This window comes from Pseudomonas sp. R19M, from assembly GCF_050312585.1.
In the GTDB taxonomy this organism is placed as follows: Bacteria; Pseudomonadota; Gammaproteobacteria; order Pseudomonadales; family Pseudomonadaceae; genus Aquipseudomonas; species Aquipseudomonas palleroniana.
This window is the reverse complement of the sequence record NZ_JBNPJV010000076.1, coordinates 1-19,165: the sequence shown is the minus strand read 5'-3', so window position 1 is coordinate 19,165 and position 19,165 is coordinate 1. Positions and strand designations below refer to the sequence as shown.

The 19,165-nt window shown below is 59.6% G+C and carries 17 protein-coding genes; all 17 read right to left on the bottom strand.

What is annotated here, in order from left to right:
• Positions 1–14: 14 nt before the first annotated feature.
• Positions 15–344, bottom strand: a complete 330-nt coding sequence (gene fliE / locus ACQRBT_RS16255) for a flagellar hook-basal body complex protein FliE (protein ID WP_016972029.1) — start codon at positions 342–344, stop codon at positions 15–17.
• A 131-nt stretch (positions 345–475) separates the two neighbouring features.
• Positions 476–1,852: a sigma-54-dependent transcriptional regulator gene (locus ACQRBT_RS16250; protein ID WP_161549127.1), complete on the bottom strand. Its 1,377-nt coding sequence runs from the start codon at positions 1,850–1,852 to the stop codon at positions 476–478.
• Positions 1,853–1,859: 7 nt separating this feature from the next.
• Positions 1,860–3,071 (bottom strand): sensor histidine kinase, encoded by a 1,212-nt coding sequence (locus tag ACQRBT_RS16245; protein ID WP_412047549.1) that lies wholly within the window; start codon positions 3,069–3,071, stop codon positions 1,860–1,862.
• Between the two features lie 109 nt (positions 3,072–3,180).
• Positions 3,181–4,656 carry a sigma-54 dependent transcriptional regulator gene (locus ACQRBT_RS16240; protein ID WP_412047534.1) on the bottom strand — a complete coding sequence of 492 codons (1,476 nt, stop codon included), beginning with the start codon at positions 4,654–4,656 and terminating at the stop codon, positions 3,181–3,183.
• A 169-nt stretch (positions 4,657–4,825) separates the two neighbouring features.
• The gene (locus ACQRBT_RS16235; RefSeq protein WP_060756044.1) at positions 4,826–5,122 is read right to left on the bottom strand and encodes a hypothetical protein; all 297 of its coding nucleotides are present in this window, start codon (positions 5,120–5,122) and stop codon (positions 4,826–4,828) included.
• A 24-nt stretch (positions 5,123–5,146) separates the two neighbouring features.
• A complete protein-coding gene (gene fliS / locus ACQRBT_RS16230; protein WP_106576450.1) occupies positions 5,147–5,536 on the bottom strand; it encodes a flagellar export chaperone FliS in 390 nt (129 codons plus the stop codon).
• A 144-nt stretch (positions 5,537–5,680) separates the two neighbouring features.
• The gene (gene fliD, locus ACQRBT_RS16225) at positions 5,681–7,087 is read right to left on the bottom strand and encodes a flagellar filament capping protein FliD (RefSeq protein WP_412047533.1); all 1,407 of its coding nucleotides are present in this window, start codon (positions 7,085–7,087) and stop codon (positions 5,681–5,683) included.
• An 81-nt stretch (positions 7,088–7,168) separates the two neighbouring features.
• Positions 7,169–7,528 (bottom strand): flagellar protein FlaG, encoded by a 360-nt coding sequence (locus tag ACQRBT_RS16220; protein ID WP_060756047.1) that lies wholly within the window; start codon positions 7,526–7,528, stop codon positions 7,169–7,171.
• A gap of 75 nt (positions 7,529–7,603) precedes the next feature.
• The gene (locus ACQRBT_RS16215; protein ID WP_412047532.1) at positions 7,604–9,046 is read right to left on the bottom strand and encodes a flagellin; all 1,443 of its coding nucleotides are present in this window, start codon (positions 9,044–9,046) and stop codon (positions 7,604–7,606) included.
• Between the two features lie 267 nt (positions 9,047–9,313).
• On the bottom strand, positions 9,314–10,243 hold the full coding sequence (locus tag ACQRBT_RS16210) for a ketoacyl-ACP synthase III (protein WP_104994433.1): 930 nt from the start codon (positions 10,241–10,243) through the stop codon (positions 9,314–9,316).
• A gap of 277 nt (positions 10,244–10,520) precedes the next feature.
• Complete coding sequence (locus ACQRBT_RS16205; protein ID WP_412047531.1) at positions 10,521–12,104, bottom strand: flagellar hook-associated protein 3; 1,584 nt, start codon at positions 12,102–12,104, stop codon at positions 10,521–10,523.
• A gap of 14 nt (positions 12,105–12,118) precedes the next feature.
• Positions 12,119–14,155: a flagellar hook-associated protein FlgK gene (gene flgK, locus ACQRBT_RS16200; RefSeq protein WP_198762719.1), complete on the bottom strand. Its 2,037-nt coding sequence runs from the start codon at positions 14,153–14,155 to the stop codon at positions 12,119–12,121.
• Between the two features lie 10 nt (positions 14,156–14,165).
• Positions 14,166–15,428: a flagellar assembly peptidoglycan hydrolase FlgJ gene (flgJ, locus tag ACQRBT_RS16195; protein ID WP_412047530.1), complete on the bottom strand. Its 1,263-nt coding sequence runs from the start codon at positions 15,426–15,428 to the stop codon at positions 14,166–14,168.
• A 4-nt stretch (positions 15,429–15,432) separates the two neighbouring features.
• Positions 15,433–16,542, bottom strand: a complete 1,110-nt coding sequence (locus tag ACQRBT_RS16190; RefSeq protein ID WP_161549168.1) for a flagellar basal body P-ring protein FlgI — start codon at positions 16,540–16,542, stop codon at positions 15,433–15,435.
• Positions 16,543–16,548: 6 nt separating this feature from the next.
• Positions 16,549–17,244: a flagellar basal body L-ring protein FlgH gene (gene flgH, locus ACQRBT_RS16185; RefSeq protein WP_060756053.1), complete on the bottom strand. Its 696-nt coding sequence runs from the start codon at positions 17,242–17,244 to the stop codon at positions 16,549–16,551.
• A 53-nt stretch (positions 17,245–17,297) separates the two neighbouring features.
• Positions 17,298–18,083, bottom strand: a complete 786-nt coding sequence (flgG, locus tag ACQRBT_RS16180) for a flagellar basal-body rod protein FlgG (protein WP_060756054.1) — start codon at positions 18,081–18,083, stop codon at positions 17,298–17,300.
• A gap of 68 nt (positions 18,084–18,151) precedes the next feature.
• Complete coding sequence (locus ACQRBT_RS16175) at positions 18,152–18,892, bottom strand: flagellar basal body rod protein FlgF (RefSeq protein WP_060756055.1); 741 nt, start codon at positions 18,890–18,892, stop codon at positions 18,152–18,154.
• Between the last annotated feature and the right edge of the window lie 273 nt (positions 18,893–19,165).

Below are 19,165 nucleotides of genomic sequence, written 5' to 3'. Positions count from 1 at the left end.
CTTAAATCTCGTCCTTAAACCGGCATCTGCATGATGTCTTGATAAGCTTGAACCAGCTTGTTACGCACTTGGGTCAAGGCCTGGAAGGAAACACTGGCCTTTTGCGAGGCGACCATCACATCGGTGAGGTCCACGCCGCTTTTACCGATTTCAAAGGCGGTGGCCAACTGGTTCGACGCTTGCTGGGTATCACTGACTTTGTTGATTGCCTGACCGAGCATGTCGGCAAAACTGCTTTGGCCCAATTCCGGCGCGGGCGCGACGGATTTCGGTTGAGCCATGGCATCCATTTGCATGGAGCGCATATCCAACATCAACCGATTGAACTCAATACCCTGGCTCATGACCTTCTCTCTCTGACGACCCGCAATTTTTTGACACTACGCAGCGGTTACTACAGGTGGTAGCAACAAGGGTGCCAGATCCGTGGCGACTCGTAAGAAAAGGCGACAAGCCATGTCAGCCCAAGTATTTGTCAGGTAGCGAAAAGATACGCTTCCACATCCATACCGGCGTCACGCATCTGTGCCAGCTTGTAGCGCAAGGTGCGCGGGCTGATGCCCAAGCGCTCGGCGGCCTCTTTGCGACGGCCACGCTCGGTACGCAAGGTGTCGATGATCATCTGGAATTCGCGGCGCCGCAGATCATCCCCCAGGGCACCGCCGGTTTCGGCTTCAGCGACCACCGGCGCGAGCGCCAGGGTGGGCAACGGTGCCGCCGCACTGCCCATGGCCAGGCAGAAGTCTTGCGGCTGGATCAGCCCGCCCTGCTGCAAAATCAGCGCACGCTGGATCGCGTTGTCCAACTCCCGCACATTACCGGGCCATGGATAGCCGATCAGGCAAGCCTGGGCTTCAGCCGACAGCCGCGCCTGGGCATGCTTCATTTTTTTGACGTGGTTGTTCAGCAGGCGCTCGGCCAGCGGGATGATATCGGCCGGACGCTCACGCAACGGGCGCCAGGCCAGCGGAAAGACCGAGAGCCGATAGAACAAGTCTTCCCGGAACCGCCCCGCCGCCACTTCGCCCGCCAGGTCGCGGTTGGTCGTGGCCACCACGCGGATATCCAGCTGGATCGGCTTGCGCGCACCGACCCGCTCCACCTCACGCTCCTGCAACACCCGCAGCAGCTTGGCTTGCAGGCCCAGAGGCATTTCGGAAATCTCGTCGAGCAAAATAGTGCCGCCATCGGCCTGTTCGAACTTGCCGGCCTGGGCCGCGATGGCGCCGGTGAACGAGCCCTTTTCATGACCGAACAGGGTGGCTTCGAGCATGTTGTCGGGGATGGCCGCGCAGTTGATCGCAATAAAGGGTTGCTTGGCACGACTGGACTGCTGGTGGATATAACGCGCCAACACCTCCTTGCCGGTGCCGGACTCGCCGGAAATCAACACGGTGGAGTCGCTGCGCGCCACCCGTGCGGCCAGCTCCAGCAATTGAGCACTGGCCGGTTCAAAGGCAATCGGGCCTTCGCTTTCGACGGCAGGCATCACCCCCAGGGCATGCCGGGCAACCAGTTCCATCAAGGCTTTGGGCTCGAAGGGCTTGACCAGGTAATCAGCCGCGCCCTGACGCATGGCGTCCACCGCGCGCTCCACCGCGCCATGAGCGGTCATCAGCAATACCGGCAACTGCGGCTGACGCGCGCGCAGCAGGCCGAGCAACTGATGACCGTCCATGCCCGGCATGTTGACGTCGCTGACCACCAGGCTGAAAGCCTCTTGCTCGACCGCCTCCAAGGCTTCCTCGGCAGAACCGACCGCCCGGTAGTCATGGCCCGCCAACAGCAGCGTGTCAGCCAATGCTTCACGCAGGGCGCGATCGTCTTCCACCAATAAAACCTTGATAGCCATAGCTTCGTTACTCCGCACTTGCCGGGCTGGTAAACAGCGGCAAGGTCATCAATGCACAGGTGCCACGCCCCAATCGGGAGTGCAGGTGCAATTCTCCCTGATGGGCACGTGCCACCGCCTTGACTACGGTCAGGCCGAGGCCGGTACCGTTGGTCTTGGTGGTAAAAAACGGTTCGCCCATCCGTTGCAGCACCACAGGGTCGATGCCGCTGCCGCTGTCGCTGATGCACAACCGCAGGTTTTGCTCGCGACGGTAGAGATGCACCTTGAGCCGCGCATCCGCGCCGCTGGCCTGGATGGCGTTTTCAATCAGGTTGAGCAAGGCACCCACCAAGGTGTCGCGATTGCACAGCAATTCGCCGAGATGGCTATCGCACTGCCAGCGCACATTGACGTCCTGGATATGGGTGGCGGCCGCCGATTGCAGCGATTGCATCAGCTCTGCCGGCGTGACGCGGTCGGTCAGCGGCAATTCGCCACGGGCAAACACCAGCATGTCGCGCACTTGATGCTCCAACTCGTGCAGGCGCTCCTTGAGGCGCCCGGCAAATCGCTGGTGGGTGGCGGCCGGCAACTGCTCATCAGTCAAATGACTGGCGTAGATCAGCGCCGCCGACAAGGGCGTGCGGATCTGATGCGCCAAAGAAGCGACCATCCTGCCCAATGACGACAAGCGTTCATGACGGGCCAACTGGTCTTGCAGGTGACGGGTTTCCGTCAGGTCGTTGAGCAGCACCAACTGTCCGGGCTCGGCGTCCAGGGAGCGGGTGGCAATGGACAGGCGGCGCCCGTCTTTCAGGGAAATTTCGTGGCCGTCATCTTCACGCGGGGCAAAGCAGCGGGTGATGACTTCTCGCCACAACTCGCCTTCCAGCGGCAGGCCGAGCATGTCGCAGGCGGCCGGGTTGGCTTCGCGCACACGCCCTTGGTCGTCGATGACGATCACGCCACCGGGCAACAGGTCGAGGAGGTTTTGCAGACGGTTGGCCAGGCGCTCTTTTTCCGCCAGCTCTTCCATGCGTTGCGCGCTGACTACCGCCAGTTCGCCCTTAAGCTCGGAAACCCGGGCTTCCAGCAGGCTGTAGGAGTCGGTCAGTTGGCTGGACATCTGGCTGAACAGAGAAAACGCCTGCTCCAGGCCCTGCCGGCTCTGCTGCTCTACAGATGGGGCGCCCCCCGCAAGTTCGGGGGACGAAGATAATTGGGCGGCGTGGGGCATCATGCTCTCTCGCTGGCTGACCGTCAGTTAAACGGAACGTTGCGAGGGCTGTAGCAATACCCGTGCCGAAAAAAAACTACTGGAATTTCAGTAGTTTAAAAAACAGGCGTCAATCATCCGCCTGTTCGTCACCTTCTTTGCGACTCATACCGTACTTGCGCATCTTCTCCACCAGGGTGGTACGACGAATGCGCAGGCGCTCGGCGGCCCGCGCGACGATGCCATTGGCGTCGTCCAGGGCTTGCTGGATCAAGCCTTGCTCGAGGTTACCGAGGTAATCCTTCAGGTCCAGACCTTCCGGCGGCAGCATGGCTGTGGCGCCGAAGTCCGGGGTATGGCCATTGATGGCCACGCGCTCTTCCATGTCGCTGCGCAGGCTGTCCACCAACTGCTCGTCTTCGTCGTCGACGTAGCGGAATTTTTTCGGCAACTCGACCACGCCGATCACACCGTAGGGGTGCATGATCGCCATGCGCTCGACCAGGTTGGCCAGTTCACGCACGTTGCCCGGCCAGCCGTGGCGGCACAGGGACATGATCGCAGCAGAGTTGAAGCGAATCGAACCGCGCTTTTCGTGCTCCATGCGCGAGATCAGCTCGTTCATCAGCAACGGGATATCCTCGACGCGCTCACGCAGCGGGGCCATCTCGATCGGGAAAACATTGAGGCGGTAGTACAGGTCTTCGCGGAAGCTGCCCACCTCGATCATGCTTTCGAGGTTCTTGTGGGTGGCCGCGATGATGCGTACATCGACGCTCTGGGTCTTGTTGCTGCCCACGCGCTCGAAGGTGCGCTCCTGCAACACGCGCAGCAATTTGACCTGCATCGGCAGCGGCATATCGCCGATTTCGTCAAGGAACAGAGTGCCGCCATTGGCCAGTTCGAAACGCCCGGCACGGCTGGTGATTGCGCCGGTGAAAGCGCCCTTCTCGTGGCCGAACAATTCGCTTTCAAGCAGCTCCGCCGGGATCGCCCCGCAGTTGACCGGCACGAAGGGCCCGTCGCGGCGCTTGGAATGGTAGTGCAGGTTGCGTGCGACCACTTCCTTGCCGGTGCCGGACTCACCGAGGATCAGCACGCTGGCGTCGGTGTCTGCCACTTGCTGCATCATCTGGCGCACGTGCTGGATCGCACGGCTGGTGCCCACGAGGCTGCGGAACAGGTTGGGTTCGCGGTGACGGCCACGCTCACGGGCTTGGTCGTACATCTCGCGATAGACCTGGGCGCGGTGCAGGGAATCGAGCAATTTGCTGTAGCTGGGCGGCATTTCCAGGTTGGAAAGCACACGGCGGCGCTGGTCTTCCGGCAGGTCCATGGAAGAAATATCGCCCATCAGCAACACGGGAAGGAACTCATCCCAGGTTGACAGTGTCTTTAACAAGCCCAAAACAGCGCCAGGAGCGTTTACCGTCCCGATCAGCACACAAATGACTTCACGGCTCGACGACAGCGAGCTGACCACCTGCTGCCAATCATGGCTGCCGCAGGGCAAATTTTCTTCACCAAGAAAATTTAAAATCACCGCTAAATCGCGGCGACGGACGCTATCGTCATCAATCAGCAGAATTTTGGTTTCACGCCACATGCAATAGCAACTTCCCTAGTAAAACTTCCTGCCCCAAAGTGAGGGCAATCTAGACGGCTGTAAGACTTCTTACCCTATAGACGTCTGAAATCTGAAAACAGCACTAGTTAAGTCAAAAATGCTGGCACAGTCAAATATATGACGCACCGTTCGGACCAACAGAGCCCGTTCAGCCGAACAGATGGTAAACCTTCGACGCACTTTCCGCTCGATTGATCTGCGACATCTCTTCGAAAATCGCCTGGCGTTCGCCAGTCGTCACCTCAAGCAACTGCTGATAAACCGCCAGCAGGCTTTCCAGCTTTTCCCGCAAGGCATCTTCGTCAACCGGCACATTGTTGAGCGCCTCATCGATTACCGCACGGCAACCCAGATCCAGCTCACCAATGGCATCCCAGTTGCGCTCAGCCAGGGCATCGACCAAAGCGTCGCGGGTCTCGTCAATCCGTTGCAGGGCGTGGCTCATGACATCATCCTCAGGCCCAAGGGCCTACAGTGTTGCAATACCGTCCCAGCCTTCCTTGAGCGTAATCATCAGGCCGGCTACTTCGTCGATCATGGCGACATCGCTCTTGCTGTTGGCTTCCAGCAGGCGCGTAGTCATATAGGCGTACAGATTATCAAGTTGCTGCAACGCGGCCGGATCGTCGGTTTTCTCCGGGTTCAGGCCGTCACGCAAACCGATCAGAATGTCGATCGCCTTGCCCAACAGCAGGCCTTTTTGCGCGATATCACCACGAGCCATGGCGCCTTTGGCCTGAGCCATGCGATCCAACGCGCCTTCCATCAGCATCTGCACCAAGCGATGCGGGCTGGCTTCGGAGATTTGGGCATGGGAATTGACCTTCTGGTATTGGCGAAGGGCTCTCATGGGATTCATGTTTCTACCTCGTGACAGGCAACAGCTAAAAAGAATGGGCTCTGATTATTATGTCGACGGCGTCGCAAAAAACTTTAAGCCGACGGTCTGGCGAAGGGCACGCCCGAACAAGGTAATCACCTTGCCGGGCGACCTCAGTGAGGATCAACTGGTCTTCGGATTATTCAGTGCGTTAAGTGTGGTCATGACGCTGGAGCGCTGGCTGGTAAGCTGAGCGACCAGGTTGTTCATGGTGGTGTACTTGGCCGTCAGGCTCGTCTTCAACGCAGCCATACGCGCCGTCAAAGTATCCTGCTGGGTTTGCAGATCCTTGATGTTGCTCGACAGCGTCGACGAACGCGTAGCCAGAACCCCGGTACCACTCAGCGCATAGCTGTCGGTCGCGGACTTCATGCGCGCAAGCAAACCCGTGTCACCGTTGAAGATACCGCCGATGTCGGTAGGATTGGTCAGCACTGCGGCATTGAAGATCTTGTCATCGATACTCAGCTTGCCGGTTTTCTGATCCGTATTCACACCGAACTGGGCCAGGGATTTCAACGCCCCTGTCCCGCCCATTGCGTTCAACTGAGTACGGATGGCCGACTGCAAAGTGCGCATGGTGGCATCGCCCGTCAAGGCAGAAGGCGTTGTGGAACCATCGGCATTCGTGGTGACGGCGGTCTCGGTGTTGATCGCAGTCATCAACGCGTTGTAGGTGTCGACAAACCCTTTGACCGAACTCTTGAGGGTATCGTTGCTTCTTGCGACGGTAATGGTCGAAGCCACACGCTGGGGATTCGGATCTCCAGCAGTCGCGCCCGTCACCAGCGGTGACACGGCTGTCAACTTGATGCTGACACCACTGATCGCATCGGTCAGGGTATTACTCTTTGACTCCTGAGCCGTACCGTCAATGGTGTACTTCGCGTTCTGTGGAGCGCTACCGACGACCGACGTACCGGCTTCCAGTCCAGAGCTGCCCCCCACTGTAATATCAGTACCGACGCCAGTATTGGTCGACGTGAGCACCATACGAGAGCCGGTGGAGTCAGTCAGGATGTTGGCACTCAAGCCCGAACTGCTCAGCTGTGCGTTGATCGAGTCCCGCACCTGCTGCAAGGTGGCGCCCGGTGGCACGCTGACAGCGTAGTTCTGGCCCGACTGCGAAATCGTCAGCGACGTGGCTGTGGTGCCTTTATTGACGACTGTGTTCGCACCGCCAGCATAAGTCTGGGTCGCAATCTTCGAGGCCGTCGCCAATTGGTTGACCACCAACTGATAACTACCCGCAGAGGCACCAGCACCCAAGGTGACGCTGGAAACAGTGGCATCCGATGTGGTTGCCGTCAGGCCGCCGATACTGGCGTCCTTGGCCATGTTGTCCATGGCTCCACGAAAAGCGTCGAGCGCCGCTTGAATTTTGCCGATCGAGGACAACTGGGCAGTCGACGTCTGCGTCTGCTTGTTGATCTGCGACTGCTTGGGTGCCTGTTCCGCGTTCACCAATGCCGTCACGATAGCTTGGGTATCGATGTTCGTAACTGGGCCGCTAACCGATATATCACCCATGACTGTTCTCCTGATACGGGGGCTGGCGCTTTCTTGACGGACGACGCCTCAAGCAACGACAGCAACAAAATTCATGCCAGCTCAGACTTTCGCGTCAAACAGCACGCTACTGGCGTCGTGAAGGCTTTGCGCGAGCTTCAATGCGGCTTCCGAAGGAATCTGTCGGATCACTTCACCGCTGTCGGTCGCAATGACTTTGACCACCACTTGATGGGTAGAGTCGTCGATTGAAAATTCCAGGTTGCGCTGGGCATCCTGAACAAATTTGCGAATATCCGCCACCGCCTGTTTAAGGTCGGACGGTTTCGAGTCCTGCTGGGTTTCGACCGCGGCAACCGCAGGCTTGACCTTGGTTGTCTGCGAGTCGTTGCTCACAGGGGCAGGCGCGCTCTGCGGCGGCGCCGCAGGATAAGACAGGTTTAACTTGACGCTCATGTCCATGTCCAGTCACCTCATCACGCAAAAGACAAAAGGGCACGTAAACGCGCCCTTCCGTCAGTCATCTACCCATGGCTATTACTGAAGCAGCTTCAGTACAGCGGAAGGCAGTTGGTTGGCCTGGGACAGGATCGCAGTGGAAGCCTGTTGCAGGGTTTGTTGCTTGGTCAGCTGAGCGGTTTCAGCAGCGTAGTCAACGTCCTGGATCTGACCGCGAGCGGCAGTGGAGTTGTCGGCGATGCTGGTCAGGTTGGCCACGGTGTTGTCGAAACGGTTTTGTACAGCACCGAGACCTGCACGCTGGGAGTCGATGTCGGAGATCGCCTGGGTGATCACGTCAATCGCGTTTTGCGCGTTGGTAGAGGTGGTTACGTCAGTGTTGTTGACGGTGGTTTTCGTCGAGTTCGCAGCAGTACCCGCAGCGTTGAACAAGCCAGTAGTACCAGCACCGTTCAGCGAGTAGCTGGTGGACGAGTTCAGCGAAACCTGGCCAGTTGCGATGATCGCGGTAGCGGCCAAGGCAGTAGCAGTACCGAATGCGCCGTTACCGCCTTTGGTAGCAACCGAGATACCTGCAGCACCGCCGTCGCCAGCGTTGAAGGTCAGGTTCTCACCGGTGTCGGACTTGACCGACAGGGCGTTGGTCGACGAATCGTAGTTAACGCTGATGCCCAGCTTGGCAGCGTTGGACTTCAGTTGGTCAGCCAGGTCGGAAGTGCTGGTCACGCCAGTGAACTGAACTGCGGTACCGCTGCCCACTTGCAGAGTGAAGTTGGCGTTCGGAGGAGTAGCAGCAGCAATGGTAGCCGCGTTCACAGTGAACTGGGCTTCAGTGCTGGCGGTAGCGCTCAGGCCGCCGACAGCGCCGTTCATTTGAGCAGCGATCTGCTTAGCGGAAGCACCGGCAGCAATGGTCACGTTAGCAGTCTGGCCACCACCGGTAACGGTGATAGCACCACCAGCGACGCCGGTTGCGGATGGCGTCAGGGCCTGGGTTTTCAACTGTTGCGAACCGATGTTGTTGGCCGCTACGTTACCGATGGTCATGTCGATGGTCTGGTTGGCGTTAGCGCCGACCTGGAACGAAGTAGTACCGAAAGAACCGTCCAGCAGGTTCTTGCCACCGAAGGTGGTGGTGGTAGCAATACGGGTCAATTCAGCAGTCAGAGCTGCGTATTGAGCCTGGTTCGACTTGCGGTCTTCAGCGCTTGGCGAGCCGTTGGCGGATTGCAGAGCCAGGGTACGCATGCTTTGCAGGATGTTGGTGGACTGCTGCATCGCGCCTTCAGCGGTCTGGGCAATCGAGCTACCGTCGTTGGCGTTTTTGATCGCAACGCCCAGGCCGTTGATCTGGCTGGTCAGACGGTTGGAGATCTGCAGGCCGGCCGCATCGTCTTTGGCACTGTTGATACGCAGGCCGGAGGACAGGCGCTGCATGGAAGTTTGCAGAGCGTTGGACGCGTTGTTCAGGTTTTTCTGAACGTTCAGCGATGCAAGGTTGGTGTTTACTGTTAATGCCATGACGAAATCCTCGTGGGTGGTGTACTGCGGCTTCCGGCCCTGGCAACCGCCGGGTGTGCCTAGAGAACCTTCGTAATAGTTATCGTCGTGAAGTCAGGTTGCTTGAGGACTTTTTTGATTTTTTTTACTAGCACGATGCCACCCCTTGCAATTCAAGCATTTACGCTAGCCCAATCGCCAGCAATTACCAGGTTTTCTGGCGTCAAATAAAAAACGCCCAGGCTTTTTTCAAGCCTGGGCGTTTTTGTGTGCGGTGCTATCAGGGCATCACGAACGATAGAGAATCGCCGAACCCCACGACAACCCCACTCCAAAGCCGCTGATGGCGACACGCTTCCAGCTGCCGTCCAGCATGTGCTTTTCCAGCAACAGCGGAATACTCGACGACACGGTGTTACCGGTCTCGACCATGTCCTTGATGAACTTCTCAACCGGTGCATCTTCGAAACGCCGGGCCACCGCGTCGACAATCGCCGCACTGCCCTGGTGAATACAGAAGGCATCGATTTCGTCAGCTGCAAGCTTCGACTCGTCGAGCAACTCGTGCAAATGCGCCGGCACCTTGAGCAAGGCAAAGTTGAACACCTGGCGACCATTCATGAAGAACACGCCGTCGCTGACCTTCAGGTGTGGCGCACCGGAGCCATCGGTGCCGAACTTCGACTTGCCCAGTAACCACGGTGCATCCTCGCCCATCCAGGTGGCGGTGGCAGCATCGCCAAAGAGCATGGTGGTGTTGCGGTCTTCCGGGTCGACGATCTTCGAATACGGGTCGGCGGTGATCAGCAGGCCGTTTTTCAGGCCAGTGGCTTCCATGAAGCCCTTCATCGCATAGATACCGTAGACGTAGCCGGAGCAGCCCAGGGAGATATCGAACGCGGCCACATGGGTCGGCAGGCCCAATTTGTCCTGGACGATGGCGGCCGTGTGCGGCAAGCCTTCCTCGTCGCCGTTCTGGGTCACGACGATCAGCGCGTCGATGGATTCGCGCTTCAACTGCGGGTTGTTGGCAAACAGAGCGTTGACCGCCTCGACGCACAGGTCGGAGGTTTCCTGCGCAGCATCCTTGCGTGGCAGGAACGCCGAACCGATCTTGCCAATGATGAAATCTTCATCCTTGGCGAATTTGGCGCCCTGGGCGTAGTTATCCACCCCGTCTGCCGGCACGTAACTGGCGATGCTTTTTATGCCAATCATTGTGGCTTCCCAATACTAAATAGCTGGAGAACACCCCTGGGACTGCGCCCGGAGTGCTGACAATAAAGGGGAAAACCCCGTAAAAAACTCGCTGAAAGCCGCCCCGCAAGGACCCTGTGACGACTTATCCTTTTCACACGATACAGTGAAGATGCGCTTAATGACTCACAGGTCACTCAATTTTGTTCGCTTTGTGCAAAACCGCGCAACGTTCCTGACACCCGAAACGAAAACGGCCCACCCTGTTGCCAGGGTGGGCCGCTGGTCTGGACGCCGATTACATGCGGCTGAACAGGCTTAACTGGGAGATTTTCACGAAGGCCAGCTGCGAGGCCTGCAACATGGTCTGCTGCAAGGTCAGGTCAATGGCCGCCTGCCCCATGTCCACGTTGGCCAGCGACGACATGGTGGTGGTGTTGGCCAGGCCCAGGCTGGTGTTTTCCTGGCTCTGGATATCCAGGGCATTGTTACGCGCACCGATGGAGCCACGTACCTGGTCGATCTGCGCGGTCGCATTCGCCAGGTTGGCGATGCTGGTATTGACCACGTCCTTGAGCTGATTCATCGACACCTGGCTGCCATCCGACGGCGTTTCCAGGGCCTTGCGTAACTGGCCCAGGGTATCCAAGGCATTCATGTTCTTGTTACTGGTAGCGCCGACCGAAAACTGGTCGCCGGCACCCGGCGTGCCACTGATGCCGAAGGTCACCCCGGCCGTGGTGACCGAAGTGGCACCGGCGGCGATGGTGCCACTGGCAATCGCCTTGCTGTCAGTGCTGTAAGGCTGGGCGAACACCTGGTAATCGGTACCACTGGTGAACTTGATCACCGCACCCGAGTTGGGAAAGGTGCTGGCATACGCCGCCTGGTCCGTCACACTGCCGCCGGTCAGCTGCGCCGTGGACGGGTTGCTGGCCGTGCGCGAGACACTGAACGTATCCGGCTTGCTTTCCAGGGTGAACACCTTGCCGGCCACCAGCGCATCCGAAGCGGCACCGGGCGCGACACTCGCCCCCAGGTTCAGCGAGATGTCGAACTTGACCCCACGCAGGTTGACGCTGGAAGCGCCCTCCTTGGTCGCGTCAAACGTGCCGTTACCGGGGATCTCGGACGTCACGTCGTTACCGTCCTTGTCGGTCACGCTGTATTGGGTGCTGCTGGCGAAGGTCAGCTTATACGGCTGGCCGTCGGCAAAGCTCTTGATGTAATTGGTGCTGGAGGTGACCAGGCCCGCCGAAATCGCCACCTTGCCGTCATTGACCGCCGGCGGCAACAACGTGGTCTGGGTACGACCGGTGTTGGACGAACTTTCGAGCAGTGCCTTGCCGGTATCGCCCATGGCGATCGACAGGTTGCTCGATACCTGCAGGCTCAGCGGCGTCTCATCACCCTGGTAGGTGTAGGTGCCGTCGTTGTTGCGCGTATAGGGCGGCGTGTCGGTCTTGGACCCGGAGAACATGTAGTTGCCACTGGAGTCCTTGCTGTTGAGCAGGCCCAGCACGTGGTCTTCAAGCGCGCCGACCTTGCTGGCCAGCGCCTTGCGGTCGTCATCGCTGAGGCGCTGGTTACCGGCCTGCAGCGCCAGCTCACTGGCCGACTGCAACGCAAGGTTGATGCTCTGCAGTACCGTTTCTTCGTTACCGAGCGAGTTCTGCAAGGTGGTGATGTTGCCGTTGAACTGGCCCAGCATGTCCTTTTGCTGCTGCAACATCAGCAATTGGGCGGCCGCCACCGGATCATCCGAGGCAGTTTGCACGCGAATACCGGAACTGGCCTGGTCCTGAGCCTTCACCACGCCCGAATAGTTATCCTGGTACTTGCTGGAGCTGGTGTCGAAATACTGCTGTGTAGAGATACGCATCGTTCCAGACTCCTTTAAAGGGCGTTGATCAGCGTGCTGAAGGTTTCTTGCGCGGCCTTGATGATCTGCGACGACGCGGTGTAGTACTGCTGGAACTTGATCATGTCGCCCGCCTCCTCGTCCAGGTTGACCTGGGACACCGAGTTGCTGGCCGCCTTGTTCGCCGCCAGCAAGGCGCCGGTGGCGGTGGTGTCGGTGTTGGCCTGGGCGGCCTTGGAGCCCACCTGGGACACCAGCCGGCTATTGGCGCTGACCAGGCTCACGCCCGCGTTGCCATCCACCGCACCCACCGTCGCCTTGGTCTGCAAACCCAACAACTGCTGGGCGTTGCGACCATCGGAGGTGGCGCCGCTGTTGAAAGAAAAGGTCGTGCTGTCGCCATTGGCCGGCGTGCCGGCCACCGTGGTATCGAAGTTGAAGCTCTTGCCCGGAATCAGCGCCCCAGTGGCATCGCGCATGGGCACATTGATGCTGATCTTGTTGCCCTGGCCCGGGATGATGCTGCCGGTGCCGATCGGGTTGCCTTGTGCATCGCTGACGGTATATGGCTGGGTACCGTCCGCCGCCGGCTTGCCGAAGACCATCTTCACCGGCATCGAGTTTTCGATCCCGGTGCGCAATTGCGCGGTCGCGGCACCACCGTTGATATCAATGGGCACGGTCAAGGTAGGCGGTGTGAACGTGCCGGCGCCAGTGTTGGTCTTGCTGGCATTACCAGCCAAGGGTGCCGCAAATGCGAGCTTGTTCGGATCCTTGAGTTGGACGCCGATATTACTGGCACCCGTGGCCGTCGGGCTGACTTTGAAACTGTCACCGGCCGCTACGGGACCGGCGCCGTTCAACGCCAGGGTAAAACCATCAATCACCGGCGGCGGCGTGGTCGTGGTGTCGAAAGAGCCCATCGCCTTGCCGTCCGAACGCACCACGTTGTACAGGTTGCCGCTGGTGAAGGTGACCTTGTAGTCGAAGGTCGACAGCTTGCTGGTGTCGGTAATCGTCACATTCAGATTGCCGGAGCCTGCACTGTTACCCGCAGCCGCCTGGCTGCGCTGGGCAATGGTGGCCGCAGTGTTGATATCACTGAACAGCGAGGAGCCGAAATCACTGTTCAGGTCCAGGCCCTGCCCCAACTGGGTGTTGACGCTGTCGGCGGTAGCAATGGCGATGCGCCCCAAATCGTTGATGGCCGGCATCAGCACATCACCGCGATAGCGCAACAGGCCACCAATGCTGCCGCCGGAAATCACCGAACCGATGTCCATCGGCGTATCGCCCATGTTGAGCTGGATGGTGTACTGGCTGTTATCGGTCTTGCTCGGTACCGCTGAAATGGTATTGGCAATATTGCCCTCCACCAGCGACTGCCCAGTGCCGGTGGTGATACTGAACTGGCCGTTCTTCTCGGTGGCAGTGACGCCAATCAGCTCATTGAGCGAACGCACCGCCTCGTTACGCGCATCCAGCAGGTTGGCCGGTGCGCTGGTCGATGATCCCTGGGCGGTTGTGATCTGGTTGTTGAGCGAGGCGATCGACGACGTCAGCTTGTTGACCTGATCACTCAGCGTACCCAGTTGGCTGTTGATGCCTTCTTTCTGCTGGGTCAACTGTGTGGAAATCGAGTTGAAGCGGTTGCTCAAGGTCTGCGCGCTGGTCACCAGCAGTTGCCGCGCGGAAACATCGCTCGGCGTGGCGGCGGCGGTTTGCAGGGATGAAAAGAATGCACTGAGCGCGGCGGACATACCCGTGGATTTGTCCGACAGGGTTTTGTCGATCGCCGCGGCCTGGCCCGCGTACGCGGTGGCATCGCTGTTGAGCGCGGTACTGCTCTGGTAGGCGGCCCCCAGAAAATCGTTATAAATGCGGCGCACGTCCGCCAGGGTCGTACCGCTGCCGATGAACACCCCACCGTACTGGTTGTTGGCGCTGGCGTTCTGGGTGGTCTGCTGGCGCGAGTATCCCGGAGTATTGACGTTGGCAATGTTGTTACTCAGGACCGACAACGATCCTTGAGAGGCGTTAAGCCCTGACATCCCGATACTGAGCAAACTCATGATTCAGACCTTATAAATGTGTGGTCGCGCCCGCGGCAGCGTAATTCTGGTAACTGTTCATCGTTTTAGCGATCTGCGAAATCTTGCTGGCGTAGTCCGGGTCGGTTGCATATCCGGCTTTTTGCAACTCGCGTACAAACCGCTCCGGGTTGTCGGCTGATTTCACAACTTCTTTATAGCGATCATTGCTTTGCAGCAATGTCACGAGGTCATGGAAGCTGTCCTGATAGGAGTTATAGGAACGGAACTGCGCCGTTTCCTTGACCATCGCGCCATTGCGAAACTCGCTGGTGATCGCGCGTGCCTGGCCACCCTGCCAACTCTGGCCGGCCTTGATACCGAACAGGTTATGGCTGCTGCTGCCGTCTTCGGCGCGCATCACCGATTTACCCCAACCGGTTTCCAGGGCGGCCTGCGCCACCAGGTACTTCGGATCGATACCGATACGCGCCGCCGCCGCCTTGGCCATCGGCAACATGGTGGCGACGAACTCATCCTGCGAACTGAAGGCTTTCTTTGCCGGTGCCAATGGCGGCTGGGCGATGGCACGGCCATACACCTGCATGCGCCCGCTCGGTACGGCGAAGCTGCGGGCGGCACTGTTGACCACGTTGTCATCGGCAGCGCTGTTGCGCAGCGGCGCAGTCTTGGCGACGGCTGCGACCTCCGTACTCGGCACGATGCCCGCCAGCAAGCGATCGGTCAGCTTGCTCGGCAAGGCAATACGGCGCTGGTTCATCAGCTCCATATCATTGGCGTGGCCATTGCTGCCTTCCGGCACCGCCACACGGTAAGCCCACAAAGGACGCTGGCCGTTGGAACGACCCAATGGGCCGTCCGCTTGCGTACCCGCGGCAATTTCAGTCGGCACATCGACCTTCTTGACCGGCGCATCCGCTGCCGGGCCTTGCAAGGTCGCCGCCTGGGCGTCCACCGGTTTGTTCTTCTGCATCTGGCGCATGAGCACGTCGGCCAGGCCGATACCGCCCCCTTCGCGCGACAGCGAGACCGCCAGTTGCTGGTCGTACATTTCCTGATACTGCTTGGCCGCCGGGGTGTTCATCGGGTTGTCCTTGCCCAGGGCGTCGGTGGCCGAGCGCATGGACTTGAGCATCTCGTTCAAGAACAGCGACTCGAACTCCTGCGCCACTTTGCGCATGTTGCCGTCGCTGTTCTTATCGCCCACCTTGAGCTGGTTAAGCCGGTTCAGGTCGGAGTAAGCCCCCGAGTCCGCCGTGCTGCTGATCCCACTCTTGCGCATATCCATGGCCATGGCCTCAGATCACGATCAGGTCGGCTTGCAAGGCGCCGGCCTGTTTCAGAGCTTCAAGGATTGCCATCAAGTCGCCGGGCGCTGCGCCCACCTGGTTCACCGCACGGACAATCTCGTCCAGGGTGGTGCCGGGGCCGAACTTGAACATCGGCTTGGCTTCTTGCTGAGCATTGACCCGAGAACGGGGCACCACCGCCGTCTGGCCATTGGACAATGGCCCAGGCTGGCTGACGATCGGGTCTTCGGTGATGGTCACGGTCAGGCTGCCATGGGTCACCGCCGCCGGCGACACCTTGACGTTCTGACCGATCACGATGGTGCCGGTACGCGAGTTGATGATGACTTTGGCCACCGCCTGGCCCGGGTCGACTTCCAGGTTTTCCAGGATCGACAGGTAATCCACGCGCTGGCTCGGGTCCAGCGGCGCGGTCACACGGATCGAACCACCGTCGATGGCCTGGGCCACGCCAGGGCCGAGCATGTCGTTGATCTTGTCGACCACGCGCTTGGCCGTGGTGAAGTCGGAGCGGTTGAGGTTCAGGGTCAGGCTGTTACCCTGGTTGAAGCCGCTCGGCACGGTACGTTCCACCGTGGCGCCGCCAGGGATGCGCCCGGCCGACGGCACGTTGACGGTGATCTTGGAGCCGTCGCGGCCCTCGGCGTCAAAGCCGCCCACCACCAGGTTGCCCTGGGCGATGGCGTAGACGTTGCCATCGATACCCTTGAGCGGCGTCATCAGCAAAGTGCCGCCGCGCAGGCTTTTCGAGTTACCGATGGACGATACGGTAATGTCGACCACCTGCCCCGGCTTGGAAAACGCCGGCAGGTCGGCGCTGATGGACACCGCCGCCACGTTCTTCAATTGCACGTTGCCCGAGCCCGGCGGCACCTTGATGCCGAACTGCGAGAGCATGTTGTTGAAGGTTTGCAGGGTGAACGGCGTCTGGGTGGTCTGGTCACCCGTGCCATTAAGCCCGACCACCAGGCCGTAACCGATCAACTGGTTGGAGCGCACGCCGGAGATACTGGCGATGTCTTTCAGGCGCTCGGCCTGGGCGACTGCGCTCAGGGACAGCAACAGTGCTGCCGCCATCAGCTGTTTGAGTTTCACAATGACCACCTAGAAAGGGAACAGCGGGCTAAGGAAGAAACGGTCGAACCAGCCCGGCTGACTCGCATCGGCAAACGAACCCGTGCCCGAGTAGGTAATGCGCGCATCGGCAATCCGCGTCGACGACACGGTGTTGTCGGTGGAAATATCATCGGCCCGCACCATGCCCGCAATACGCACCAGCTCGTCACCGGTGTTGAGGGTCATCCATTTCTCGCCGCGTATGGCGATGATGCCGTTGGGCAATACGTCGGCCACGGTCACAGTGATCGAACCGGTCAAGCTGTTGCCCTGCCCCGCCGCACTCTTGCCGTTGGTGGCGCGGTCACCGGAATAACCGGCGTTCAGGCTCAGGTCACCGCTGCCCAGTGGGTTGTTGGTATTGGGCACACCCCCGAACAACGAGGTCAGGCCGATGCTGGTCTTGCTGGTCTTGCCGACCTGCGAGTTGGCGTTCTTGCTGGCCTGGGTCTTCTCGTTCAGGGTGATGGTGATGATGTCCCCCACCCGGAATGCCTTGCGGTCGCTGTACAGGTTCTGTTCAAAACCGGCCTGGTAGATCGAGCCATTGTTGGCCGCCGCCGGCAACGGTGTACGAGGCAACACCGGCGCGTAGTACGGGTCATTGGGTTTCGGCGTCGGGGCGACACAGCCCGCGAGCACGGCGATCCCACTCAATGCCAGAACAGAAACATAGCGATTCATGACCCTTACCTCACGGTGTTGCAGGCGCCCTCAAGAGCGCCCCATAGACTTGATTACAGATTCTGCGTGACGAACGAGAGCATCTGGTCGGCAGTGGAAATCACCTTGGAGTTCATCTCGTAGGCGCGCTGGGTGGTGATCATGTTGACCATCTCCTCAACCGTGCTGACGTTGGAGGTTTCCAGAGTGCTTTGCAGGGTGGTACCAAAACCGTTCAGGCCCGGGGTGCCGATTTGCGGCGCGCCGCTGGAAGCGGTTTCCAGGAACAGGTTGTTACCCATGGCTTGCAAGCCGGCGGGGTTGATGAAGTCCGCGGTTTGCAGGTTGCCGATCACTTGCGACGCCGGGTTACCGGCCACGGTGATGGACACGGTGCCGTCATTGCCCACGGTGAAGGTCTTGGCGTTGGCGGGAACCACCACGGCCGGCTCCAGCGCGAAACCGTTGGCGGTGACGATCTGGCCGTTGGAATCGAGGTGGAACGTACCATCACGGGTGTACGACGTAGTGCCGTCCGGCTGCAGGATCTGGAAGAACCCACGGCCATTGATGGCCATATCCAGTGGCTGACCGGTTTGTTGCAGGTTACCGGCATTGAAGTTCTTCTGGGTGCCGACGATCTGCACACCGGTACCCAATTGCAGGCCCGACGGCAGCTCGCTGTCCTGGGTCGATTGAGCACCTGGCTGGCGCTTGATCTGGTAGAGCAAGTCCTGGAACTCGGCGCGATCACGCTTGAAACCCGTGGTCGACACGTTGGCCAGGTTGTTGGAAATGGTGGTCAGGTTGGTGTCCTGGGCAGACAGGCCTGTTTTGGCAACCCATAGAGCCGGAAGCATGTTGTTCTCCTTCGTGCGCCTGTTTGTTGGCGCCGCGTTGCAAAATTAGTCGTCAGTCGTCGCCGGCTTCAGCTCATCGATAGAACGCGAGTCATGGCCTGGTCGTCTTCCTTGGCGCTGTTCATCATCTTGATGTGCAGCTCGAATTGTTTGGAAAGCGCCAGCACCGAGGTCATCTCTTCCACCGCATTGACGTTGCTCGCCTGCAGGAAACCCGAGGTCAGCCTGACGTTCGCGTCAGCCTGGGCCGGCTTGCCGTCCTTGGTGTGGATGGTGCCATCGAGGGCCTTGGTCATGTTCTTGAGGTCGGGCTGAACCATCTTGATACGGTCTACTTCCGCCATCACCCGTGGGCCTTCGCCCATGGCGCGGATACTGATGGTGCCATCGGCGCCCACTTCGATTTTCTGTTGGGGCGGCACGGCAATCGGGCCACCGTTGCCCATGATCGGCATACCGTTGCCGGCCCGCAGCACGCCCAGCGCATCCACATTCATGCTGGCGCTGCGCACGTAGGCTTCGCCGCCATCCGGGGTTTGCACGGCCATCCAGCCGTCGCCGCTGACGGCCACATCCAGGTCGCGGCCGGTTTCGATCATGGCGCCCGGGGAAAAGTCGGTGGCAGGCCGCTCGGTCATCGCAAATGCCCGTGCGGGAAAGCTGTCACCGAACACCGGCATCGAACGCGCCTGCTCCAGGTCACGTTGGAAACCATTGGTGGAAATGTTCGCCAGGTTGTTGGCATGGGCCTTCTGCGCCAGTGCATTCTGGCTGGCGCCGGTCATTGCCACATAAAGGTACTTGTCCACGCTCTTTCCTCTTTCTGACGGACGCTTGCCGCCCACCGCTGTACTGACGAGGCTTAAGCAATTTGCGAACCAACTTTTAAAAAGAACCTGAAGTCCAGGCGGGGCGGGGGTTTTCGGGGGTGTCTTTAAAATTCAGGATCAGGGAGTAGTCGGAAAAACGGCGGACTTATGCCGCCTGCGGCAAGCGCCGGTCTTATCGGCGATAGAGATCAAATGTGGGAGCGGGCTTGCTCGCGAATGCGGAGTGTCAGTTAGCACATGTGTAACTGGTCC